At 59.9% G+C, this 24,261-nt stretch carries 13 protein-coding genes; 6 read left to right on the plus strand and 7 right to left on the minus strand.

Going from position 1 to position 24,261, the window contains the following annotated elements; all coding sequences use genetic code 11:
- The first annotated feature begins 77 nt into the window (after positions 1 to 77).
- The 4 genes from FHT29_RS28425 to FHT29_RS28440 are packed head-to-tail and all read left to right on the plus strand — an operon-like array spanning position 78 to position 14,238.
- The gene (locus FHT29_RS28425; RefSeq protein ID WP_168600666.1) at positions 78 to 1,997 is read left to right on the plus strand and encodes a non-ribosomal peptide synthetase; all 1,920 of its coding nucleotides are present in this window, start codon (positions 78 to 80) and stop codon (positions 1,995 to 1,997) included.
- On the plus strand, positions 1,994 to 10,105 hold the full coding sequence (locus FHT29_RS28430; protein WP_168600667.1) for a non-ribosomal peptide synthetase/type I polyketide synthase: 8,112 nt from the start codon (positions 1,994 to 1,996) through the stop codon (positions 10,103 to 10,105). The genes FHT29_RS28425 and FHT29_RS28430 overlap by 4 nt, the downstream gene beginning before the upstream one ends.
- Complete coding sequence (locus FHT29_RS28435; RefSeq protein ID WP_168598043.1) at positions 10,102 to 12,585, plus strand: condensation domain-containing protein; 2,484 nt, start codon at positions 10,102 to 10,104, stop codon at positions 12,583 to 12,585. Before FHT29_RS28430 ends, FHT29_RS28435 begins: the two co-directional genes overlap by 4 nt.
- Positions 12,586 to 12,636: 51 nt before the next feature.
- Positions 12,637 to 14,238 (plus strand): hypothetical protein, encoded by a 1,602-nt coding sequence (locus tag FHT29_RS28440; protein ID WP_047561997.1) that lies wholly within the window; start codon positions 12,637 to 12,639, stop codon positions 14,236 to 14,238.
- 102 nt (positions 14,239 to 14,340) lie between these two features.
- On the opposite strand, the gene FHT29_RS28445 is transcribed toward FHT29_RS28440, so the two are convergent.
- Both FHT29_RS28445 and FHT29_RS28450 read right to left on the minus strand, forming a co-directional pair.
- On the minus strand, positions 14,341 to 15,048 hold the full coding sequence (locus FHT29_RS28445; RefSeq protein WP_168600668.1) for a 4'-phosphopantetheinyl transferase superfamily protein: 708 nt from the start codon (positions 15,046 to 15,048) through the stop codon (positions 14,341 to 14,343).
- A gap of 1 nt (position 15,049) precedes the next feature.
- Positions 15,050 to 16,234 (minus strand): DegT/DnrJ/EryC1/StrS family aminotransferase, encoded by a 1,185-nt coding sequence (locus tag FHT29_RS28450; RefSeq protein ID WP_037201170.1) that lies wholly within the window; start codon positions 16,232 to 16,234, stop codon positions 15,050 to 15,052.
- Between the two features lie 266 nt (positions 16,235 to 16,500).
- On the opposite strand from FHT29_RS28450, the gene FHT29_RS28455 reads away from it, so the two are divergent.
- Entirely contained in the window at positions 16,501 to 18,174 is a 1,674-nt protein-coding gene (locus FHT29_RS28455; protein WP_234903923.1) for a GMC family oxidoreductase, read from the plus strand.
- Between the two features lie 112 nt (positions 18,175 to 18,286).
- Here the strand turns inward: FHT29_RS28455 and FHT29_RS28460 are convergent, their stop codons facing one another.
- The 3 genes from FHT29_RS28460 to FHT29_RS28470 form a co-directional block, all read right to left on the minus strand.
- Positions 18,287 to 19,099 (minus strand): methyltransferase domain-containing protein, encoded by an 813-nt coding sequence (locus FHT29_RS28460; protein WP_168600669.1) that lies wholly within the window; start codon positions 19,097 to 19,099, stop codon positions 18,287 to 18,289.
- Positions 19,100 to 19,332: 233 nt separating this feature from the next.
- Complete coding sequence (locus FHT29_RS28465) at positions 19,333 to 20,139, minus strand: methyltransferase, TIGR04325 family (protein WP_348644909.1); 807 nt, start codon at positions 20,137 to 20,139, stop codon at positions 19,333 to 19,335.
- Positions 20,140 to 20,167: 28 nt separating this feature from the next.
- Complete coding sequence (locus tag FHT29_RS28470; protein WP_348644904.1) at positions 20,168 to 21,643, minus strand: oligosaccharide flippase family protein; 1,476 nt, start codon at positions 21,641 to 21,643, stop codon at positions 20,168 to 20,170.
- Between the two features lie 330 nt (positions 21,644 to 21,973).
- Here FHT29_RS28470 and FHT29_RS28475 point away from each other — a divergent pair, with 330 nt between their 5' ends.
- A complete protein-coding gene (locus FHT29_RS28475) occupies positions 21,974 to 22,138 on the plus strand; it encodes a hypothetical protein (RefSeq protein WP_156143626.1) in 165 nt (54 codons plus the stop codon).
- On the opposite strand, the gene FHT29_RS28480 is transcribed toward FHT29_RS28475, so the two are convergent.
- Together FHT29_RS28480 and FHT29_RS35105 are read right to left on the minus strand one after the other, a co-directional pair.
- Complete coding sequence (locus FHT29_RS28480) at positions 22,128 to 22,820, minus strand: sugar transferase (protein ID WP_168600671.1); 693 nt, start codon at positions 22,818 to 22,820, stop codon at positions 22,128 to 22,130. The two genes, FHT29_RS28475 and FHT29_RS28480, sit on opposite strands and share 11 nt — an antisense overlap.
- A 133-nt stretch (positions 22,821 to 22,953) precedes the next feature.
- Positions 22,954 to 24,258 carry a glycosyltransferase family 4 protein gene (locus FHT29_RS35105; protein WP_047562004.1) on the minus strand — a complete coding sequence of 435 codons (1,305 nt, stop codon included), beginning with the start codon at positions 24,256 to 24,258 and terminating at the stop codon, positions 22,954 to 22,956.
- Positions 24,259 to 24,261 lie beyond the last annotated feature (3 nt).

Consider the following 24,261-nt stretch of genomic DNA (forward strand, 5'->3'; position numbering starts at 1 on the left):
AGCGTGAAATTCTGCGGATGGCGATGAGGCACGCATGTCGTGCCAGCGCCGGCCGCAAGACAACCCGGAGGGTAGCAATGATCGATCGCGAGTCTCTTAAAAATGCAGTTGGTGCTGCAAGTATGCATTACGATCGCAACCGCTGCCTTCACGACATGGTGCACGCCCAGGCAGAGGCCGCGCCACAGGCAACGGCCCTGGTTTTCGGCGACACCACGGTGAGCTACCGCGACCTCGATCGGCTTTCCGACGCGCTTGCGACGTATCTTATAAAGCTCGGCGTCCGGAAGGCAGATATCGTTGGCCTGTTCCTTCCACGCAGCCTCAACGCCATCATCTGCAAGCTGGCCATTCTCAAGGCCGGCGGCGCCTACCTGCCTCTCGATCCCGCCTTTCCAATCGAGCATCTCGACCATGTCATCGGCGAATGTCAGCCGAAGGTCATTTTTGCCGATGCAGCCCATGGCGAAACGCTCGGCTCGGTTCCCAGCATGGCCGCAAGGGTTATCGAGGCCGGCGCCATCATCGCGGAGATGGCAAATCGAGCCCATGCTCCCGCCCCAGCCGTCAAGGTCGGCGGCGACGATCTCGCCTATGTCATGTACACGTCCGGTTCGACCGGCAGGCCGAAAGGCACCATGATCTCCCACCGCAGCATTGCGCGGGTCGTGCTCGATCAGACCTATGTCGACTTTCGGCCTGAAGACGTCGTTCTTCACACCGCCACCATCGCCTTCGACGCCTCGACCTTCGAAATCTGGGGAGCCCTGCTCAACGGCTCCGCCTTGGCAATCATGCCGGACACCAGCCTCTCCGTCGCCCGGCTGTGCGATTTCATGCGGACGACCGGTGTCAGCATCACCTTCCTGACGACCGGGCTGTTCAACGTGTTCGCCGATCACGCCCGCGGACCTCTGCCGAAGCTTCGCCATGTTCTGTTCGGCGGCGACGTCGGATCGGCGGTTCATGCCCGGCGCTTTCTTGAGCGTCATCCCGGTTGCAAGCTCACCAATGCCTATGGCCCGACGGAGACGACCGTCTTTGCGACCGCGTTCCAGGTGCTTCCGAACTTCTCCGACAAGGAACTGCCGATCGGCAAGGCGATCGCGCATACCGGTATCGCCGTCCTCAACGAGGAATTGCGCGAGGTTGGCCGGGGAATCGAAGGTCAATTGGCGATATCGGGCGACGGCCTGGCGATCGGCTATTTCAAGCGGCCCGAATTGACGGCCGAGAAGTTCGTGACGATCGACACGAAAAACGGCAGGACCCGCTACTATCTGACCGGTGACATCGCCTTCCTGCAGGCCGACGGCACGGTTGCCTTCAAGGGTCGCCGCGACCGTCAAGTCAAGATCAATGGCAAGCGCATCGAACTGGATGAGATCGAGGCGGCGCTGAGACGCGATCCGCGTCTTGCCGACGGCATTGTTCTTTGTCATGAGCAGGGTCCAAATCTGAAACGGATCGTCGCCTATCTGTGCCCGAAAGAGGATCGCGCGGGCGCGGGTCCCGATCTGGGGCCGAGCGTCATGGCGGCGCTGCGCGCGGTACTTCCGGCCTATATGATCCCGAGCGCCGCCGTGATCGTCGATGCTTTGCCATTGACGCCCGCCGGCAAGGTCGATCGCTCCAAGCTTACTCCGCCGGCAATTGAACCCATCGCGACGCCCATGGGCGCAATTGCCAAAAGCCGGACGGAAGAGCTGCTGACAACGCTGTGGCAGGACGCATTGGGCCTCGGCTCAGTTGAAATCGACAGGAACTTCTTCGATCTCGGCGGAACCTCCCTTCAGTTGATGGAGATCCACGCCGGCCTGGAAACGGAGCTCGACCATCCCATCGACGTGGTCGCGCTGTTCCGCCATCCGACGATCCGGGAATTGGCGCGTCACCTCGACGGTAAGGCTCCGGACCCGATACGAGCAGCGGCGGCCGCTCAGCGCGCTGCACTTCAGCAAAAGGCAATATCCCAATTCCGCAGGAGCTCCTCATGAAGGCAAGTCACCATGGCCAGGGCGAAGAGCCTGATTTCTTGGATAGTGAGGATCTGGCCGGGCAGGGTTCCGGGCACATAGCCATTATCGGCATGTCCGGTCGCTTCCCCGGCGCGCCTTCGGTGGACGAGCTATGGCAATTGGTTTGCGAAGGGCGGGACGTCTTTTCGCGTTTTTCGCCGGACGAGATCGAAGACGCCTTCACGGACGAAGAGCGGTCGCAGCCGAACTATGTTGCGGCAAGACCTCATCTTCCGGATGTCGGGATGTTCGATGCGGAGTTCTTCGGCATGTTTCCGCGGGAGGCGGCGGTGACCGATCCGCAACATCGGGTCTTCCTGGAAATCTGCTGGGAAGCGCTTGAAAGCGGCGGATACGATGCGCAGCGCTACAACGGCATGATCGGCGTCTTTGCCGGATGCTCCATGCCGACTTACCTCATCAACAATGTTCTGCGTGACCGCGCCAAGGCGGAGGAATTCACCTCCAATTACCAGATCGGCTGCTTCCATGAGCTTGTTGGCGCTCTCAATGATACGCTGGCAACGCGCGTCGCCTATAAGCTCGATCTTCGCGGCCCTGCTTTCACGGTACAATCGGCTTGCTCGACCTCGCTTCTGGCCGTGTCGCAGGCCTGCCAGAATCTGCTCACCTATAACTGTGACATGGCGCTGGCCGGTGGGGTGTCGATCACCATTCCGCAAAGGCGAGGCTATATGTACCAGGATGGCGGCATGGCCTCTCCGGATGGAACATGCCGACCTTTCGACGCGAACGCTGCCGGAACGGTGTTTGCAAGCGGCGCCGGCGTCGTTCTTTTGAAGCGTCAGGAAGATGCACTGCGCGACGGCGACCATATCTATGCGGTCATTCGCGGCTATGGCATCAACAATGACGGCAGCGACAAGGTCGGCTTCGTCGCGCCGAGCGCCGAGGGGCAGGCCGAGGCAATCGCCGCAGCACTCGCCAATGCCGCCGTGGAGCCGTCGACAATCGGCTATGTCGAATGTCACGGCACTGCGACACCGCTTGGCGACCCCATCGAGTTCAACGGGCTGAAGAGGGCTTTTGCACAGAATCCGCCGACGGCCGCAAGTTGTGCACTTGGCTCGATCAAGGGCAATATCGGACACATGGACGCCGCCGCTGGCGTCACCGGCCTGATCAAGGCGGCGCTGGTGCTGGGCTCCGCCAAGATCCCGCCGATGGCCAACTACAAGCAACCCAATCCGCACATCGATCTCGACCACAGCCCCTTCTACATCCCGACAGCAATGATCGACTGGCCACAGGGGCAAGGTCCCCGGCGGGCCGGCGTCAGCTCTTTCGGCGTGGGCGGCACGAATGTCCATGTTGTCCTAGAAGAGCCGCCGCGCAGGCGCCTTCAAGCCGAAGAGCTTGGAAGACGATATATTCTGCCGCTCTCGGCGCGCAGCAAGCCCGCCCTCGCGACGATGCGGGCCGCTCTTGGCGATCATCTCGCCAAGAACCCGAAAATTTCCGTGATGCAGCTTGCCCATACGCTTCAGGAAGGGCGCCGCGAGTTCAGCCATCGCCTCGCTATCTCTGCCAGCAGTGTCGAAGACGCCATCGGTCGGCTGACAACGGAGAACTATCAGTCTTTCATTGCAGCGGACGAACCGCCCGTCGCGTTTATGTTTCCAGGGCAAGGCGCACAATATGTCGGCATGGGCGCTGGCCTTTATAGGTCGGAACCCGAATTCACCCGCTGGATCGATCGTGGCGCCGAGCTTCTGAAGATGACGCTCGGGCTCGATCTGCGCGACTACATCTGCCATACCGGGCCGGTAACCCAGGCGATCACCGATGAGCAGCGCGAGACGCGCATCGCCCAACCCTGCCTCTATCTTGTCGAATATGCGCTGGCACGGCTGTGGCTCAGTCGTGGCGTGAAGCCCTATGCCATGATCGGCCATAGCGTCGGCGAATTTGTTGCCGCCACGCTTGCCAACGTCATCTCGTTCGAAGACGGCTTGCGGCTGGTCGCCAATCGTGGGCGCCTGATGCAGCATCAGCCGCAGGGAGCCATGGTTTCGGTTCGCGCGGATGTCGAAACGACCAGCTCATACTTGCGGGGCGAAGTCGAAATCGCCGCAATCAACGCGCCGAAACTCTGCGTCATCTCGGGGCCGTTTGCCGATATCGATAGGGTTTGCGGCGAACTCGAATCCGCCAATATCGCCTTCAGCCGCCTGCACACATCGCATGCCTTCCATTCCGCGATGATGAACGACGCCGCCGAGGCACTGCGTCAGGAAACGGAGAAGGTTACCTATGGCACTGCCACCATGCCCTTCATCTCCTGCGTCACCGGCGACTGGCAGACAGGGGAACTAGGAACCTCGCCCGACTACTGGGCCATGCATTGCCGCGACACTGTCCGCTTCGCCGATGGTCTGGCGACGCTATGCCGTGACCGCAAGCCAATCCTTCTTGAAGTTGGCCCGGGGCGCACGCTTTCCGTCTTTGCCGCGCAGACAATCGCGCGTGACGATCTGGCGGCGGTGGTGCAATCACTGCCTGAACACGACCGCGCTTCCGCTGCGGCCGAAACGCTCGCCGAAGCACATGGCAAGCTCTGGATGGCGGGTTGTTCGCTCGTCTGGCCAGCTCTCCCGATCGCCGCCAAACAGCGACTGGTCTTGCCAACCTATCCTTTCCAACGCCAGCGCCATTGGATCGACGCCCCCGCATCGGCACGACGGGCGTCGGCACAGCAGATCAGCGCCATGCCAGGCAATCCCACCATCACCATCCCCGTCGCCTCAGACGTCAACCTCGCCGAGGAGAACAAATCAATGAATGTCGCAGCACCAATCTCCGCTTCCCACCGCGTTCTCACATTGGAAACCAGCCTCTTGACCCTGCTCAGCGACATGTCGGGAGAGACGCTCGGTCCGGATGAGCGGGCGGTGACATTCCTGGAGCTCGGCTTCGATTCACTCTTCGTCGGACAATTCGCGCAACGAATCGAGAAAGACTACAAGATCAAAGTTTCTTTCCGGGAGTTGCTCAGCGCGATACCCTCGGTCGCGGATCTGGCGCTCTATCTTGACGAGCAGATGCCACCGGACGCGGTAAAGGTGCCCGAGCCACCGATGGTCGCGACACCTGTCGCAGTTGCACCGGCATCGGCTGCACCAATGCCTGCACAACTGCCGATGCCAACGGCGATTGCCGCCGCTCCAATACAGGCGATGCCGGGCGCTGGGTCGGATCTTGCCACGGTAATGCAGTCGCAGCTCCAGATGGCGCAGTCCCTGTTCGCACAACAATTGCTGATGCTGCAATCCATGCAGGGCAATTCTCAACCCGTTGCCGCCTCCGTGCCCGAGCCGGTAGCCGTAAGCCCACAGGCGGCACCGCCCGCACCGATGCCGGCACCCGCAGCTGCCGAGCGCGTCCCTGCCGTTACCGTCGAAAGCGAATTCGGCACCGAACGCATCAAGCTGTATCGCCCGAACGCAAAGAGCCTGGCACCGGAGATCTCCGCGACCAAACAGGCCTTCATTGCCGACCTGACGGCGGCCTATGAAGCCAAGAACGCCAAGTCGAAGACCTTCACGCAGGAACATCGCAGCCACCTGGCCGATCCACGCTCGGCTTCGGGCTTCCGGGCGGACTGGAAGGAAATGGTGTTCCCGATCGTCTGCGAGCATTCGAAAGGCGCTTACATCTGGGACGTCGACGGCAACAAATATGTCGATCTGGTCAACGGCTTCGGGCAGACGGCCTTCGGTCACGCGCCCGATTTCGTGATCGATGCCATCAAGGATCAGGCTGACCGCGGCTTTGCCATCGGCCCACAGACGCCGCTGGCCGGCGAGGTGGCGAAGATGATCGCCGAGGTCACGGGCCATGAGCGCGTCACCTTCTGCAATACCGGCTCGGAGGCTGTCATGGCTGCCATGCGGCTTGCCCGCGCCGTCACCGGCCGGGACCGTGTCGTGGTCTTTGCCAACGATTATCACGGCCAGTTCGACGAAGTGCTGGTCAAGGGCCGCAACCGCTCCGACAAGCCGATTGCCTTGCCGGTCGCCTCCGGCATCCCGATGGCGTCCGTCTCCAATATGACAGTGCTGCGCTATGGCGCGCCGGAAAGCCTCGATTTCATCCGCGCCAATGCCGACGAGATTGCCGCCGTCATCATCGAACCGATCCAGAGCCGCCATCCGGAATTGCAGCCGCGGGAATTCGTCCTCGAGCTGCGCGATATCGCCACCAAATCCGAATTCGCCCTGGTCTTCGATGAAGTCGTCACCGGCTTCCGCGTCGATCCCGGCGGCATGCAGAAGATCTGGGGGATCAAGGGCGACATGGCGACCTATGGCAAGGTTGTCGGCGGCGGAATGCCGATCGGCGTGCTGGTCGGAAGCCCACGCTTCATGGATGCGCTCGATGGAGGCTACTGGGCTTATGGCGACGAGTCCGTCCCCATGACCGCTCCGACCTTCTTCGCCGGCACCTTCGTGCGTCATCCATTGACGCTCGCAGCCGCCCACGCCGTCCTGCATCACATCAAGGGCGAAGGATCAGCCCTTTACGGTCGGGTCGTCGAGCGGACGGAAGCCTTGGTGGCAGAGATCAGGGCCGATCTTGCCCGGCGCGGCATTGCCGATGTCGTTCATGGTTACAAGAGCTGGTTCGCGACCGACTTCTCCAGCCAGGATGCGCTCGGGGCGCTCTTTTATGCCCAGATGCGCCTCAATGGCGTCCACATCCAGGACGGCTATCCCTGCTTCCTGACAACGGCGCATAGCGAGGAAGATTTCCGCGCGATTGCCAAGGCTTTCCGCGACAGTCTCGATGCCATGCAAGCAGTCGGGATCTTCACGCCCATCCAAGATCACATCGCCCCTCCGGAGCAGATCCGGGCTGCGGTCCCGGCACCCGTCTCGCCACCTCAATCCGCGCCGCTGACGGAGGCGCAAACGGAGATCTGGCTGGCGGCCCAGGCAGGCGATGAGGCATCCTGTTCGTTCAATGAGTCCTTCTCATTGACGCTGGAAGGGGCTTTCGATGAGAACGCATTCCGCAAGGCCTTCGACACGGTCGTTGCGCGCCATGATGCGCTTCACATCCGCTTCGATCGGAGCGGCGAGCGCTTTCAGTTCATCCCTGGTTTCAAGCTCGATCTGCCGTCTTTAGATGGTGTCGACCAGGCAGGCCTCGCTCAGATCCTCGATGATGAGGCTCATACACCCTTCGATCTGATCAACGGACCGCTGGCGCGCGCCTGCATCGTCAAGCTTGCGGCCGATAAGCATGTGCTGGTCTTCACCGCCCATCACATCATCTGCGACGGCTGGTCGATCAACACTTTCGTCGATGAACTCTCGACCGCCTATGGCGCCTACCAGGCGGGCACCGCGCCGCAGTTCCAACCGGCTTTGTCCTTCGCCACCTACTCGACGGACCTCGCCCCCAGACCGGAGAAATCACAGGTCACCGAACAATTCTGGCTCGATCAGTTCAAGACGGTTCCGGACTTGCCTGACCTGCCGCTCGACCGGCCTCGGCCGGAATATCGGAGTTTCGCCGGTGGAACCTGCACGGGCTACATCGACGCCGATGTCTACAAGGCTCTGAAGAAGAGAGGCGCGAAATCCGGGGCGACGCTGTTTTCCACGCTGCTCGCCACGCTGCAGGTGATGATCACGCGTCTGTCCGGTCAGGACGATATCGTGATCGCGATCCCCTCGGCCGGTCAGAGCCTGCTCGACGGGCAGATCCTTGTCGGCCATTGCGTCAATCTTCTGCCGCTGCGTCAGGCAGTGGCACAGGCAGAGCCCTTCCTGGCCCATCTGAAGGCAACGCAGCAGCTGGTTTTTCAGGCCTTCGAGCATCAGGACTACACCTACGGCACGCTGGTGCGCCGGCTGAACGTAAAACGCGACTCGCGGCGCCTGCCCCTCACCGAAATCCAGTTCAATCTGGAGCGCATCGCCGGTGGATCGGCCTTCGGCAACCTCAAGCCAACGATGGAGCCGAATGCCAAGGCGTTCTCCAACTTCGACCTGTTCTTCAACATGATCGAGGCTGCTGATCACATTCGTATCGATGTCGATTACAATGGCGACGTTTTCGACCGCACCACGGTTGAACGATGGATCGGCCATTTTTCGACGCTGGCTGCGGCTCTGGCAAAGGACATGGATCGGAAGATCTGCGAGCTGCCGTTGCTGTCGGCACAGGAGCAATCCTGGTTGATCGATGACCTCAACCATACGGCAGTGCCCTACGACCACGATCAGTTCATGTTCTCGCTCTTCGCCAGAAGGGCCGCCGAGAGCCCGAATGCCGTCGCCGTTCAACATGCTGGCCAGGCAATGACTTACGGAGAACTCGAGGCCCGCTCGAACCAGCTCGCCCTTTACCTGCAGATGGCAATTCCCGAGCCCGGCCGACGTGTCGCGCTTCTGGTCGAACGGTCGCTAAATATGATCGTCGCCCTTCTCGCCGTCATGAAGGCAGGGCATGTCTATGTGCCGATGGACCCGGCCCATCCCGAGGCGCGCCTGCGTCAGACGCTGGATGTCGCCCGCATCGGGGGCCTGATTTGCGACAGCGACGACATGGCTCGACTGGTCGCTGCCAACACCCCCGTCATCCGCCTTGACAAGGATGCCAAGGCGATCGGCTCGATGACCGGCGCGCCCTTGAAGACCTTATCCTTCGACACGTCGGGTCCGGCCTACGTCATCTTCACCTCCGGCTCCACCGGCATGCCGAAGGGGGTCGAGGTCTCTCACCGGGCGCTCACCAACTTCCTTCTTTCCATGGCAAAGGAACCCGGCTTCAGCGCCGAAGACACGCTCGTTGCGGTGACGACGATCTCCTTCGACATTGCCGGGTTGGAGCTCTACCTGCCGCTGATATCGGGCGGAAAGGTCGTCATCGCCGACCGCAACCAGGTTCAGGACGGTTTCGCACTTGTGAAGCTCATCGAGGAGCACGACGCCACGGTCTTGCAGGCGACGCCAACGCTTTGGCAGATGCTGGTGGAGGCCGGTCTCAAGGAGCGGAAGACGCTGAAAATGCTCTGCGGCGGGGAACCCTTGCCGCGGGAGTTGGCGAGATCGCTGTTGGCGATCGGAGGCCAGCTGTGGAACATGTATGGCCCGACGGAAACGACGATCTGGTCATCGTTGCAGCGCATCACGGATGCCGATCAGCCGATCACCATTGGCCACCCGATTGCCAATACGCAACTCTACATTCTCGATCGGAGCAACAGTGTTGCGCCGATCGGCGTCATCGGCGAGCTGCATATCGGCGGCGATGGATTGGCGGAAGGATATTTCGATCGCCTTGATCTTACCGAAAAGGCCTTCGTCCCGCATTGCTTTACCGTCGGCAAGCCGAAGCGTCTCTATAAGACCGGTGATGTCGGCCGGCGTCTTGCCGATGGATCCTTACAGTTGCTTGGCCGGCGCGACCAGCAGATCAAGCTGCGTGGCTTCCGCATCGAACTCGGCGATATAGAAGCCGTCGTCGCGAAAGCGGAAGGCGTGCGTCAATGCGCCGTCGTCCTGGCCGAAAACCAGAAAGGTGACCGCTCGCTCGTCTGCTACATCGTGCCGGCCGCCAACGGCAAGGATATCTCCTCCGCCGATATCGCCGCCCATGCTCAGTCCAGCCTCCCGGCTCATATGGTTCCGGCCTTCTGGGTGATGGAAAGCGAGCTGCCTCATACCGCCAACGGCAAGCTCGACCGCAAGACGCTGCAACAACGTGGGGTGCCGCAGCGTGAAGTGGCCCAGACCAAGGCCCCGCCAAAAACCGAGATGGAAGAGCGGCTGCTGACGATCTGGCAAGATGTGCTCGATCTCGGCGACATCGGTGTCGACGACAATCTCTACGCACTGGGCGCCGATTCACTTACCATCTTCCGCATCGCTGCCCGGATGCGCGACGATGGCCTGCCGCTGGAGGCAAAGCACTTGCTTCGCCATCCATCGATTGCGGCGCTGGCGGCCTTTGCCGGCAGCTTGGAAGAGGCTTCACCCGATCCTATTCAGCTCCACGTTCCATCCTTGCGAGATTTTCGTAACGGCGCACGCCGCGGCCTGGGGACAGCACTATGAGCATCTTTGACAACAGCCCCGACGGTTCGCGTACCGAACCGCAAATCATCGGCGAGTTTCCGTGCACGCAGACGCAATTGCGTTGCTGGATTATCGACCAGCTCAGCCCGGGCAATCCCGCACTCAATGTCGCGGTTCGCTGGGAAATCCGCGGCGCCTTCAAGGCGTCAACCCTCGAGGCGGCTTTCCGCAAGGTGGTTCAGCGCCATGAGATTCTCAGAACTCGCTTCGTCGAACGGAATGGCCATCCCTTCCAGCAGGCAGTCAGCGAGATCAATTTCAAGATGTCGGTGATCGATCTTCGAGGCATGGCGCCCGAGCAGCGCCAGGCAAGAATCCTGTCGATCGGCGAGGAGACGGCGCAAGCCCCGTTCGACCTGAGCACGCCCGGCTTGTTTCGCGTCACCTTGCTGATGGCCGAAAACGAGCGCGGTGTCTTGCTCATAACAGCTCATCAGAGCTGCTTCGACGGCTGGTCGATCCGCGTCCTCGGGCGGGAGGTTGGTGAAATCGCCGCGGCGATTGATGCCGGCAGGCAGCCGGTATTGCCCGAGCTGCCGTTGCAGTATGGCGACTACGCGCTCTGGCAGCAGGAGTACCTGCAAGGCTACGGCTTCGAGACGGAAAAAACGTTCTGGCGAGAGACGCTGAAGGATGCGCCCTATTTCGAGGTCGCTCCCGATCGCCCGCGCGGCGCCGTCAAGACCAGTCACGGCAATATCCTGTCGATCGCCCAGCCTCTCGCCTTCAGCGAGCGCATGGATGCCGCCGCCCGCGCACACCGTGTTTCGCAGTACAGTTACGGCGCGGCCATCGTCAGCGCCGTCCTCCATCGCCTGACGCTGGCCCCGACCGTCCTGTTCGGCTCGCAGGTCGCCGGCCGCGAGCACAGTGATCTGGAAGATCTGATCGGCGTCTTCATCAACAATCTGGTGCTGCGTTTCGATTTTGCTTCCGATGTTTCCTTCGCCGAGCATATCCACGCGGTCAGCGAAACGGTCGAAGGGGTTTTGAACCATCAGCGTATGCCGTTCAACAAGCTGGTCGAGCTGATCAACCCCGTTCGTGATCCCGCCCGCAATCCGCTGATCTCTGTGAATTTCAATCTGCAGAAAGCGTTTCTGGAGGATCGTCGCTATGGCGGCTTCGAGCTGATCAGCTCGGCCTCGCAATCGCCCGGCGTCATCTACGATCTCAGTTTCATCATGATCGGCCGACCGACCGGCTGGCGCATGTCGATCGAATACAATGCCGATCTCTTCGAGGTCGAGACGATAGAAAGCCTCTTACAGTTGTGGCGGCAAGCTTATGAAATTGCTCTCGAACACCCAGAGGCGCCGCTTTCTTCGCTCATTGCGCCTGAGCGGCAAACAGCGACCCACGTCAAGGATGCGTCGGTCGGCGGCTCCACCGCAAGCAGCCCGTCAACCGATACACAAATGGAAACGCTTGCTGCTCTCTGGAGAGACATCCTACAAGTTCAGCAGATACGACCGGAAGATGATTTCTTCGCGCTCGGCGGTCATTCGCTTCTGGCGCTACGGCTTCTTTCGGCAGTCCGAACTACGTTCAATGCTCCGGCGACACTGGAACTTCTATTCAAAAAGCCGACGTTTGCTGGCTTTGCTGCAGCGATCTTCGACCGTGGGGAAGCGCAGGCGTCCCGCGAAGAAGCCGCGAACCCGTGGGAGTTAGTCACCTGCAAGCAGGGTACCGGAACGGCGGCGGTTTATACGCTCAACCATCCGTTTCTCTATTACCGTTTGGCCAACGAATTGCCAGCTACGGTATCGGTCCACAACGTCAACATGTTTCATGCGGATCTCGAAAGCGGCCTGGCCGATCTCCCGATCGAAGATATCGCACGCCATGCGATAGACACCATGCAAATCGATGCGAGCGCCGGGCCCGTTGCGATCGTCGGCCTCTGCGTCAACGGCATCGTTGCGATGGAGGTAAGCCGGCAGTTACGCGAAAAGGGCATCGAGGTCGGCTTTACCGCAATGATCGATGCATGGGCGCCGGGCTATTTCGCGTCGCTGCCGAAACGGGAGCAGAAACGTTGGGGTCGGGAGCGGCGGAGCAAGCGTCTTGCCTATTTCACCAAGAAACTGCTGCTGGGACGCATTCGGCTGATCGACTATCTCAAGGAGTTCGAAATCTCTCTCGCTCTTCTGAGGCTGTTTGGCGTCAAGGCAGGTGAATATTCCCCTGAGGAGCAGGCCAACGACGCTGTCACCAAATTACTGGTGATAGCCGCACGCCGCTACAAACCGGCACAAGTCAGGGACCCCAGCGTGATCCTGTTGCGCAGCCGCGCCAACCATCCCCGGGCTCGCAAGTTGTTGTTTGGCTGGGGCGAGGCCGTCGCGGCAGACACCATGGTCGTCGATATCGATGGCTGGCACGAGGATTCGCTTACCAGCAACGGTATTCGCGATCTGGCATCGATCTTCTCTCAAAAGCTCATCGGCAAGTAGATGTCAGCAGTTTGGGCGGCAACGGGCGAGGCCACGCAAGGAAACACAATTATGGATGTGACCAAGCCGTTGAGGATTGGCGTTCTCATTGCGCACGGGCGCGCGTTCGAGAATTGGGAACTCATGGTTCTCGATCGGATCCTTGCCGATCCGCGTTTGGAACTCGCGGCAGTGCTCATCCATCATTGCGCGTTCAATGAGCACAAGACCTCACGACTATTGTCGTGGGGTGCGTGGCTGGAGGCGAAAGCCTTCGCCAGACAGCCAGCCTATGTCTCAAAGCACTTCGACACCAGCCGCCATTTCATAGATTGCTACGACGCCGTCGCCAATCAAGACGGCACCGGCGGCAACATGACGCCGGCATTCCTGCAGCGCCTGAACCTCGATCTCGTCATACGCACGACGCCGGAAGGCATGCCCGATGACGCGATCCGCCTGCTGCCGTTCGGCGAATGGGCCTTCAATTTTTCCGACCAGCGGTCCGCAGATACAGACTGGTTCGGCTATGCCGACATTCTCGCCAAAGCTCCGACAACCAACCTGCTGCTCTATGCGAAATACGGCAGCGAAGCTGCCAGGGTCGAGATCGCCAGAGCGGCATTCAACATCAAGCTCAGCGCCGCCAGGGGCAGTGCCGTCGTGCGCGAGCGAGGTGTAACGCTCCTGCTGCGTGAGCTCACGCGTCTGGCCGATACCCGTCAGTTCGACCTGCCTCGCGTCTACGGGCAGCCGGATGTTCCCGCCCCATCATTCAGCGATCTCCTTCGCTACGCCCGTATTTTGACAGGTTCGGTCTCAGCCAGAGCATTCAGAGCCATCAAGGCTCGACTTCGTTCCGATTCCGCCATCTGGACACTTTATACGGGTCGCGGGCACATCGGCGATTTCGATCCAAGCCAGGCGATCGAAATCCCTCCGTCCGAAAGCAGCATCAAGGCCGATCCGTTCCTGTTCCAGCATGAAGGCGAGTGCTATCTGTTCTACGAGGCCTACGCGCGCGGCGACCGCAAGGCGCATATCGCCGTCGGCCGGTTCAACGGTGATACAGTCGAACAGGTCGGCGTGGCGCTGGAGCGCCCGTATCATCTTTCCTATCCCTGCGTGTTCCGCGACGGTGATCAGATCTTCATGATACCGGAAACCCATCAGGCGCGGCGTCTCGAGGTTTGGCGCTGTAGCCAATTTCCCCTGAAATGGGAACTTCATGCTACCGCTCTCGAAGGACAATCGCCTGCCGATAGTGTCCTGACGCGGCACGACGGCAAATGGTGGCTGTTCACCAACCTCTCGGATTATCATGCCTATGAGGACCACTGCAGCGAGCTCTATGTGTTCGAGGTCGACGGTCCCGAACTGACGCGCATCGAACCGCATAAACACAATCCCGTCGTGATCGGCAGCACCGTGGCGCGGGGTGCGGGGCGCATCTTCGAACACGACGGCAGGCTCTTGCGGCCGTCGCAGCGCAATACAAACGGCGTTTACGGCTACGGGCTTAACATCATGGAAATTGAAGAGCTTACGCTCGACGATTATCGAGAGCGCTGCATTCGCACGATCACACCCGGATTCAAACCCGGATTGCGCGGCTGCCATCATTTCGATGCGACAAACGGCCGTTACATTCTGGACGCCAGATTAGGCACATAGAGCATTTCCTGAAAAAGTGTGAAGCGGTTTTCCGTGCGGAAATGCGCAAGAACAAAAGGATAGAGCGCAGCCGTGACCTTGTTTGGAACGGAAGCGCTCTAGCTACATGTCCGCGTCTCGATAACGCAGATGGACGGGATGCCCTTTTGTCGAGGCGACGACGGCACCGGCAAAATTGACCGGCGTCTCAAGCTCCAGGATGCTCCAGTTCGATGGCGCATCCGGATCGCCTTCCAGCCGCTCAAGTCTTGGCTCGGCCAACCCGTCGAACGTGACGTCGAAGCTGTCGAGCGGTAGCGACAATCCGCGTCCATGTGCCTTGACGAATGCCTCCTTGCGCGTCCAGCAGCGATAAAAGCCATCAAGGTAAGTTGCCGCCGGCAGGCCCCGCAGGGTCTGATATTCCTTACGCGAAAAGAAACGCCTTGCGATGTCCTCCTTCAGGAAGCGGATCTCCTCTATATCGACGCCAAGGTCATAGCAATCGGATATGGCAAGGACCGCAAGGTCGGCGCTGTGACTGAGATTGAAGTAGAAGGGCGGGGTACCGTCGATGGTAAGGTACGGCTTCCCATAATCGCCATAGGTGAAGCATATCGACTGTGGCGAGAGTCCGAGATATCGTCCCAGCACGGAACGCAGTTGCGCCCTTGCGGCGACGAAACGCCGCTTGTCGCGTTCACGGGCGAAGTGCATGGCTCTCGCGCATTCATCAACTGATAGCAGCACGGTGCAGGCGCCAAGTGCAGGCGGCGGCACGTCCAAGCTCCAGGTCCAGACGTCGATCGTATCGGGGCCAATGACTTCCATGCTAGGTCGTTGCGTAAAAGAGGCTGCCAGCGGTCGGTGGCGTCGATCTCGCCATGCGTCGCGCCATGTAGGCGACCAGGGTCACCGGGTAGTTCTCGCCAAGGCTGATGCGACAGGTGCGCTTCAAGATATCAAGCGTTTGCGCGCAGGACTCGGGCGTATATTCGATCCGGCGATCCGTCCAGAGAAAGGGATTCATCGCTGGGTGGCCGGTGCGCTGCTGCAAGACCGGCTGCCAGTTGGTGTAGACGTGACGGCTCGAATCATAGAGGCGATAGACGCCACGCTTGTTTTCCTCGGCAAATTGCTTGGCATCGTCAGACGTTTCGAAAATGACGTGCAGCCCGGCAGCGTTGCCGATGTCATTGTGCGGGCCAATGCGCAGCCGCTTGTTCTTCGAAAGAATTTCACTCATGACGTCGTAACGCTCGCGCATGCGCGCGATCATCGGGTCGAGCCGTTTCAATTGTACGTTCAACATGGCGCCCTGGATCTGGCTCGCCTTGAAATTCACGCCGAGCATGGGTGGCTCATTGGCATTGTCGAGATGGCCGCGAAACATCGAGCCGATGTCGTGATACATCCGCGCACGCGCAAACAAGCGCGTATCGTTCGTAACGACGGCGCCGCCCTCGCCACAATTTATATTCTTGAACTGATTGAAGCTGAACGCACCGAAATCGCCGATCGTGCCGACCCGCTTGGTCTTGTAGCGCAATCCCACAGCCTGACAGGCATCCTCGATAACAGCCAGATTGTGTTCTCGGGCAATGCGCATGATGGCGTCCATGTTGCAAACCATGTTCGACATATGGACCGGAATGATCGCGCGGGTCTGGGGTGTGATTTTTCGAAGGATGTCGGCGGGGTCCATGGTCAGCGTCTGGTCAACATCGACCAGGATCGGGACCGCGCCGGCCGCCAATGGGGCGGCGGCCGTTGCAATCCAGGTATAGGCCGGCACCAGCACTTCGTCGCCAGGGCCGACGCCTGCGGCGATCAGCGCCGAAATCAAGGCTCCCGTGCCGCTGCTCATCGTCAGCGCATGGCGCACGCCAAACTTGGCGCAGAAATCAGCTTCAAAGCGTCCGAGCGGGCCACCGGTCTCGTCGCTGTAACGCGCGAGCTTCCCGGAAGCAAATACCGGCGCAAGCGCCAACCATTCACGTAACCCCACTTTGGCCATAACTCTCACTCCCCAGGGAAATCGACATTTTCCTGAAGAGCCTAGCGCTTGTTCCCGCCGTTTTCAGCATGGCTTTCCGACTAAGAAGGGCGCGATGTTCGATGAATATACCTATCCGAAATCGGTAGTCGTCGTCGCCGCCTATGCCAATTGAACGATTATCCGGATCGCTGCGATGCTGGTAGAAAGTAAAATAACACGCGGGAATACACGGGAATACTATGATGGCGATCGTCGATCTCAGATCAATATTAGATAATATTCAGATGGCTGCGGATGTGGCTATCATCGGCGGTGGGCCGGCAGGTATCGCCATCGCTCGAGAGCTTGCCGACACACGGATTCGCGTCCTTGTCATCGAGAGCGGCGGTACCGACTACCAGGCAGAGACCCAGACATTGAGTGCGGTTGAGAATATCGGGGAACCTCGAGCCTCAAAAAGCGTCGAGCCGACGGGACGCGGCTATGCCGGCAACCTGGCATGGCTGAACGACGTAGCGGCCTTCGAGCTGCGCGACCGTATCCTGGGCGGCAGCAGCCATACCTGGATCGGCAAGTGCGCCGCCTTCGACGAGATCGACTTCGCCCACCGGCCCTGGCTCCCGCTTTCCGGTTGGCCGATTGCACGCTATCAACTGCTGACAGCCCTTGATCGGGCAGGGGAACTGCTCAACCTTGGCCCCAATTTCTATGATAAACGGCTCTTTGGCCTGCTCCATTCGCGCCCAAGCGAACTTGGCTTGGACGAACAGTTTCTGCGTCCCTTCTTCTGGCAATTCAGCCACACGTTGGATCGACACGGTGAGCCGACACGCTTCAACCGCCTCGCCTGCGATATCGCTGCGGCAAATGTAGATTTCTTGACGCACGCGACGGTGACTCAGATCAATCTCGACGATCAGGGCCTCAGGCCGACATCGCTGAGCGTGGAAAGCCTCGCCGGCAAAAAGGCGACCGTCCATGCGAACACGATCGTCCTTTGTGGCGGAGGTATCGAGAACGCGCGTCTGCTGCTGGCCTCAAATTCGGTGATGGGTGCAGGCATCGGCAATCAGCATGACGTTGTCGGCCGCTATCTTTGCGATCACCCGCGCACCTCGCTTTGCAGCTTCACCGGGCATGACATCGACGCCATCGCCGAGCATTTCAATTTCTACGGTCTGACGCATGAAGGCCGGACGCATTTCTATCTGAGGGGATTGTCCTTAAGCCCCGAAATGCAGGAGCGGGAGGGTCTTACCAATTGCGCTGCCTATCCCGTGCAGATCCACGCCGATCACGACCCCTGGGGGGCGCTTAAACGCTTGGCTCATGGTTCCAGCAGGGCATTCATGCAGGATCTTTTCGCGATCGGAACGTCTCCGGCCCTGATTACGTCCGGCCTTTACAACCGGCTGATCCGCAAGCGGGGTCTGCCGCATCGCTCCACAGAACTGCGTTTCGACGCGATGGCGGAACAACGGCTCGATCCTGAAAGCCGCGTTACGCTCTCGAAGCAACGGGATCGGCTTGGCCAGCCTTTGGCACGCGTCGATTGGAAGATCGGCTCCTGCGAAATCGAGAGCATCAAGCGGTTCGCCCAAATCATGGTGGACGAATTTGATCGCGTTGGTTTGCCGCGGCCGCAATTGGCGGACTGGATCGAAGCCGACGACAGTGGCGCTGCCGCCTTCATGGACATGGCCCATCCCTCATGCACGACCCGCATGGGTACCGATCCATTGACCAGCGTCGTCGATCCCAACGCCATGGTCCACGGCATCGACGGATTGTTTGTCGCCGGCAGTTCGGTGTTTCCCACACCCGGCCATGCCAATCCGACATTGATGCTGCTGACGCTGGCGATCCGGCTTGCCGATCATATCAAGCGCCGCCACGAGATCGAGCAGTCGCCTAAGGCGTCTATCCGCGACCGGCAGTTATCGACGCATCACACCTAGGGCTAGGGCGTGTACCCACAAATTCGGTTCATATCCGCTTCATTCCGAAAGCTACGCAATTGCTGCTTCGCAGCGGCATGTCGCGAAGTGCCGGAATGGCATATTCCGACGCCTAGACCACAGCCACGATAACGTGGGCCTGAATCTTGGCAGCAACCTCGCCGGGACCGTGTCTGGCTGCGATCGCGGATGCAGCGCAGTCGGTCGCAGCCTCCAGGCTTCCCGCTTCCCTGGCCTCGATTTCGTTGCGAAGAACAGTTCCCTGACAATAAGCAATGGCCGGAAGGCGGGGCGAGGATGCACGGCTTTGTTCGGCTCTCGTTTCGATCACCACACGGGAGAAACCCGCGTCCTCCAGCTCGCTGCGGATCAGTGCCGTATCGTGGTAGCCGTGCGGCGTGCGTGCCAGAAAGCGCGGCGGATCGTTCGGAAAAATCTTTGCGAGAGCATTCGTCACCTCATCCGCAAATACATTCTCCTCGATGCGATCCCACACGTTGAACAAAAAACGTCCTCCGGGCTTTAGAACCCGCCTTGCCTCCCGGTAGGCAGCCGAGCGGTCGGGGAAGAACATCGCGCCGAACTGACAACAAACGAGGTCGAAGACCGCATTTTCAAACGGCAGCGCCAGAGCGTCCGCTTGGCGCCATTTGATGCGGGTGTCGGGAGCTTGCTGCGAAGCGGCGTAGTCGAGCATCGGTTGATTGAGGTCGGTGACGATATAGCTTGCGCCGGCGGACAGTTTTGGCGCCAACGCGCGACTGACAACCCCGGTGCCCGCGGCGATTTCCAAAACAGCGTTTGGCGAAAAGGACGCTGCTCGTTGTGCAAGATCCGCGGCGAACGGCTCGAAAATCAACGGCACCACATAACGGTCGTAATTTTCCGGAATCGAGCCAGCGAATACCTTGTCCGTTTCCAACATTGGCACCACCCTCCGTCCGTTTGGTAGCTCGTGAGATTAGCACATAATCGTCTGCTTTTGTCGGTTTCGACCGAGAGGCGTCAAACGGCATATGCGGCTATAGCTCCGCGAACACGGAAGCAAAATCAGGCTATCGGTGCTGTCATCATGGATGCGGTGGGTTGATGATAACGCCGGCGCGTTCGTCAGGCTCGTTTGTATCCGCCTATGGCTGCGCGTTGTGAGTCCGCGGCCTAGTCCAACCGAAAGTAGAAGCCGGCGCTTTCGCTGCGTCCCAGCTCCGGATGCGTGTCGATCACGTGCGACAGCGAGGGGATCGACCAGCGATCGACCAGCCGGTAGCCAAGCCGGGTTACATCATCGATAAAGGTAGCCTCGTCGCGCATATGATAAGGCACATGAGTCTTACCGATCCGCTCGAGCGTAACAACGGCTCCGCCCTTGCGAAGGGCAACCTTGTTGAGGATCAGGTGGGGCGGCAGACTTGGCAGGCGCTTCAGCAGATCGGATAGTGGCATATCAAGATATTGCATCAGCCCGGACCCTAGGAACAACGGCGTTGCGCCGGCGTCCTCGATCCGGTCGACAAAGGAAAGGCCGGTCAATCCGTCACGCTCGGCCAGGCTTCGGCCGGCTCGAACGATGGCTGCCAGATCGTAGACGATCCAGCGAAAGGAGCCATCCAGCGACAGCAACGGCCGAAAGGCGCGATATTTCGTTCCCATGTGCCCGCCGGCATCGATGAGACCATCCACTGTCGGCATCAGGCTCCGCATCCAGAACAGCACCGGATAGTCCCATGGCGCCACCTGGCACATTTTGGCAAAGGAGACGCTTGCGATTTCCTCGTGATCATAGCCGGCCATCGGCTGCCGGCGGGCGGCTGTCATGGCCGCCTCAAAGGTGCCGTAGGCGCCTGTAAATCGTCGTGGAAGAGGCGAAAGATAGTGTAGGCGCCCGACTACCGCCCGCAGGGGTGAAAACGCGTGTGCAGCCCTCTGTGCCGCGCCCTTGAGAATAGAACGTGTGTTGCCGGACACGGATAGGGTTGTCATCGTGATCTCCTCGTTACGGTTGGCTGGGCGACAGGATCGAAGCCGTGTCTCCGATCAGCTTCTTTAGAGCCGCAAGCACCAGGACGTAGATCGCTCCTCCGATCAGCACTTGCAGCATGAGCGTCAGGATCCGCCGCATGTTCCAGACTTCGGCGCAGCAGCCGAGCGCATAGACTGTTGCCGCCATCAGTAGGATCGCCACGGCGATGTAGCCGCTTTTGCGCATGACGCGCCCCCAGCCAAGGCCGCCGTAGTTTCGCTGCAGATGCATCGACGTCAGAAAGGAAATCAGGGCGGCGGCACATTGGCCCCAGGCGGCCGCTTCAACACCGAAGGGCGCCAGAAGCAAGATGAGGCCAACCGAGGCCGCGGCATTGAGCAGCATGGTCGGAGGCATGCGGCGGATATTGCCCGATAACGACAGGAGCGCCTCGGTGACGTAACCCGGCGTCAGCAGGACCTGCTTCATCGACAGGATCGTCACGAGAATTGCCGCCGGCGCCCATTTATCGCCAAGCACGATGTCGATCAGATTGGACGAGATGAGCGAGAGGCCGAGATAGATCGGCGCAGAAATCGCCATGAGGACTGTCATGAAAGCCGTTGCGGATGCGCCGATATCGCGCTTAGGCGTTCCGTTGGAATCCGGTATCATCGCGGAACGGCGAAACAGCGTCCAGGCAAGCATGCGCGCCGGCTCGCCTATGAGCTCGGAAAAGGCCGCAATAATGCGCTCGGCGACGCGGTAGTAGCCTGCCTCGGCAAGGCCTAGAAAACTGCCGATCGCCAGCGTGCCGGAATAGGAGCGCAGGAAGAGGATCAGCCGGTTCGACAGGATATGACCGGAGAATTCGAGAATCTCCCGCGCGAAAGGCCATGTCAGGTGGAGCTTTGGATACCATTTGAGCACAATGGCGGACGCGCCGAGGCAAACCAATTGCGCCGCAAGCCGGCCGGCTGCGAGCGAAAATACACTCCATCCCGCCCATAGGCCGAGCATGGTCACGCAAAGTCCGACCACTTCGCTCGCTATGCGGATGGCGGCCTGTTTGCGCAAAAGCCCTCGCGCAACCAATAGCCCGTCATAGACGACATAGAGTGATGACGGCAGGAACCAGCAGCTGAAGAGAACAAGGAGAAGCGCCTCGTCGGATCGTGGCAAAAGGAACCAGGCGAGAGCAGCAGCCGACAGGCCGGCAATCGTGACCAGCACGCCGGCGATGATCGATATCGTCCCGATCTGATCGAGTTCACGATCGGTGCAATCCCTCTTCATCACGAACTCGCCCCATCCGCCTTCCGCGATGACGACGAGCATGACCACGATGGCGGAACTGTAAGCGTAAAGGCCGAATTCGGCCGATTCCAGCATGCGTGCGGCAACGAGGAAAACGAGCAGCTGCACGATCTGCGAGACGACCTTCGAGCCGAGCGTCGAAGCACCGTCCCCGACTATTGATGGCAGGCGGGAAAGAAGCCACCGCTGCACTCTGGTTCGGCTGGAAATTTTGGGATGCAACGGCAGGCCGTCCATCAGCGCACCGCCTGTCCCAGGTCGCGAAAGAACAATATGTCCCTCTCGACCCTTGGCCTCCCAATATTGGTACTATATTGAGTGAATATCGGTGGAATAATCCAGTTTTGCGTCAGAAAAAATTTGTAGGGTTCCCATTCAGGACATGATTCCATGCCATGGGGTGCTGCGTCTAAGAGGGAAAAGCCGAGACTATACGACTTTGTTTTATAGAAAATACCGCCTTGGGAGCCGCGACCGGATCGGGTTTGTCGGCCAGAGAGAATGGGCTTGTCGGTAACTATCATGAAACACCATGCAGAGCAGCGTATGAAAGACGACAACCAGGATCGCGATCGCATCATCGAAGGGCGGGCACGCCCATCGCATCGGAAATACGCGGTTCGTTGGATGATCGTGATATTCTGCCTGATCGTATGGATCGCCGTTGCCATGTTCTTCATTTGGTAAGACGTTCTTTTTCATTGCGGGCAAGCAGCACGACGCCGACGGTTCTGATGAGAATAGCCAGGTCGATGCGCAGCGAGCGGCTGTGGTAATAATCCACATCGAATTGCACGCGCTCTTCATAGGTTGTCTCCGCGCGGCGATTGACCTGCCAGAGGCCGGTTATGCCCGGTTGCAGTGCCAGATAGCAGTAGAGGTGCGCGCCATAGCGTTCGAGTTCCGAGGCCACGACTGGACGGGGTCCGACCAGGCTCATCTCGCCGCGCTGAACGTTCAATAGCTGCGGCAGCTCGTCCGCGCTGCTCATGCGCAAATATTTCCCAAGCCAGTGCACGCGCGGATCGTTCATCAGTTTCTGTGTCGAAAGCCATTCCTGTTTTCGCTGCGCATCTCGTTCGAGCAGTTCCGCCAGCCGCCAGTCGGCGTCCTTGCGCATGGTGCGGAATTTCAGACATTCAAATGGTCGGCCGTCACGGCCGATGCGGGTGTGGCGATAGATGATGGGACGGCCGTCAACCAGGAGCAATGCGACTGCAATGACGAGAAACGCCGGTGCAAGAAACAGCAATCCCGCGCCCGAAAGAATAAGGTCCACAAGGCGTTTCGAACGGCTGCGCCGTACTGTCCGTTTCAAATCGCGAAGCGATTGCTCGCCATGGGCAAAGCCATCAAAAGCCGATAGCATGTTTCAGACCCCTTACCACCTGCTGAATCCTTTTCTCAAAGCTGGCAGTTGCCATCGCCCTTTACAATTGACCCTACGGGCATTGACCTAGTCCCATTGGCGTAGAGCCGCGAACACAAGGCTGACCGCCAGCTTAGCTTGTCTCGTCGACAACCTGACGGGCGACCGGAAAATCACTGTGCGCGGGCACATTTTCGCCCGTCCTGGTGGTGTTTGCCCGCTTCAGGATGTGCTCGTAGAGGACGAGCAGCGCATCGCGCCATGATGCCGGCGTGTGCGCCAGCTCGCCGGACTGGCGGATGCAATTGACGCTCATCCAACGAAGCAGCATGTCGTCATTGGCCAGCCGACGCATCCCGCTCGCGAGCGTTTCCACCTTGCCGCTCTGAAAGGTCAACCCGCATCCAAGCGCCTCGAGCTCGTCGCCCAGAAGCGCTGCATCGGGAAGGATGACGGGGATGCCGCTGGTCACGGCCTCCAGCGCGGCAAGCCCGAAAGGTTCCGGAACGCGCGAGGACACGACGAGCGCGCGCGCTTGAGCAATGATGTCCCGAATCTCATCCTTGGTTTTCCAGCCGTGAATGACGACTTCGGGATAGTCTTTTTCCAGACGCGCGCGGCCGGCACCGTCCCCGATGACGTGGAGTTTCACGCCGGCAAGCCGGGCTGCGATCGCAGCGTCTTCAAATCCCTTTTCGGGCTCCAGCCGGCCGACAAAGAAGAAATCGCGTTTCTTCCAGGGATCCATGGGGTGTTTCAGAAACGGTTCGACGGGATTGCGGATTATTTCAATATTGGCTGTCCGCATCTGGCCGCGCTCGAAATAATCGAGCATGCGCTGGTGCACGACAACGATATTGGCGGGTATCTGCCGTGTGGGATAAAAATATTCCCGCAGCAGATGACGCGCCGACCGCCAGACTTTCTCATCGTATCCGCGCTTGTCGCAGTTCGTCGTCAGACATTGGACCGACATGGGCGTCAGCGGACAGACCTGATTCTTGCGATAGTTGGCAAATCCGCCATTCGGACAGGACAGGAAATAGTCATGGGCGTGCAGGATGACACGCTCGCGCACAGGCCACAGCGCTCGAAAGATCGAAGGCGACAGAATCTTCGTCCAGCCGTGCACATGGTAGATGGTGCCAGGTGTATCGACGCGGGCGATAAGGCCCTGGAGGGCGGCATAGGCATGCCGGCTGTACAGGCCGCTGACGAGGGCGTGCATACGTGCCTGTTGCATCAGCGGCTGGGCGTCGAGATTGATGGTATCGGCCGCCGGCGGATCGGAGCCGGCGGCATCTCCGGCAAAATAGGTTACCGGGATCCCTGCGTCCTGCAGCAAACCAGCCGAAAGGATTGCAAGGTTCGATGCCCCCCCTATCCTGGCGGAGCGATCGTTAATGATGACGACGCGATCGAGATTGGCGGGGCGCACGGG

The organism is Rhizobium sp. SG741, assembly GCF_012275435.1.
GTDB lineage: Bacteria > Pseudomonadota > Alphaproteobacteria > Rhizobiales > Rhizobiaceae > Rhizobium > Rhizobium lusitanum.

Bases quoted from the DNA above. Each gene is read 5' to 3' on its own strand.
- FHT29_RS28425 (WP_168600666.1), top strand. From the start codon at position 78: ATGATCGATCGCGAGTCTCTTAAAAATGCAGTTGGTGCTGCAAGTATG.
- FHT29_RS28430 (WP_168600667.1), top strand. From the start codon at position 1,994: ATGAAGGCAAGTCACCATGGCCAGGGCGAAGAGCCTGATTTCTTGGAT.
- FHT29_RS28435 (WP_168598043.1), top strand. From the start codon at position 10,102: ATGAGCATCTTTGACAACAGCCCCGACGGTTCGCGTACCGAACCGCAA.
- FHT29_RS28440 (WP_047561997.1), top strand. From the start codon at position 12,637: ATGGATGTGACCAAGCCGTTGAGGATTGGCGTTCTCATTGCGCACGGG.
- FHT29_RS28445 (WP_168600668.1), bottom strand. From the start codon at position 15,048: ATGGAAGTCATTGGCCCCGATACGATCGACGTCTGGACCTGGAGCTTG.
- FHT29_RS28450 (WP_037201170.1), bottom strand. From the start codon at position 16,234: ATGGCCAAAGTGGGGTTACGTGAATGGTTGGCGCTTGCGCCGGTATTT.
- FHT29_RS28455 (WP_234903923.1), top strand. From the start codon at position 16,501: ATGGCTGCGGATGTGGCTATCATCGGCGGTGGGCCGGCAGGTATCGCC.
- FHT29_RS28460 (WP_168600669.1), bottom strand. From the start codon at position 19,099: ATGTTGGAAACGGACAAGGTATTCGCTGGCTCGATTCCGGAAAATTAC.
- FHT29_RS28475 (WP_156143626.1), top strand. From the start codon at position 21,974: ATGAAACACCATGCAGAGCAGCGTATGAAAGACGACAACCAGGATCGC.
- FHT29_RS28480 (WP_168600671.1), bottom strand. From the start codon at position 22,820: ATGCTATCGGCTTTTGATGGCTTTGCCCATGGCGAGCAATCGCTTCGC.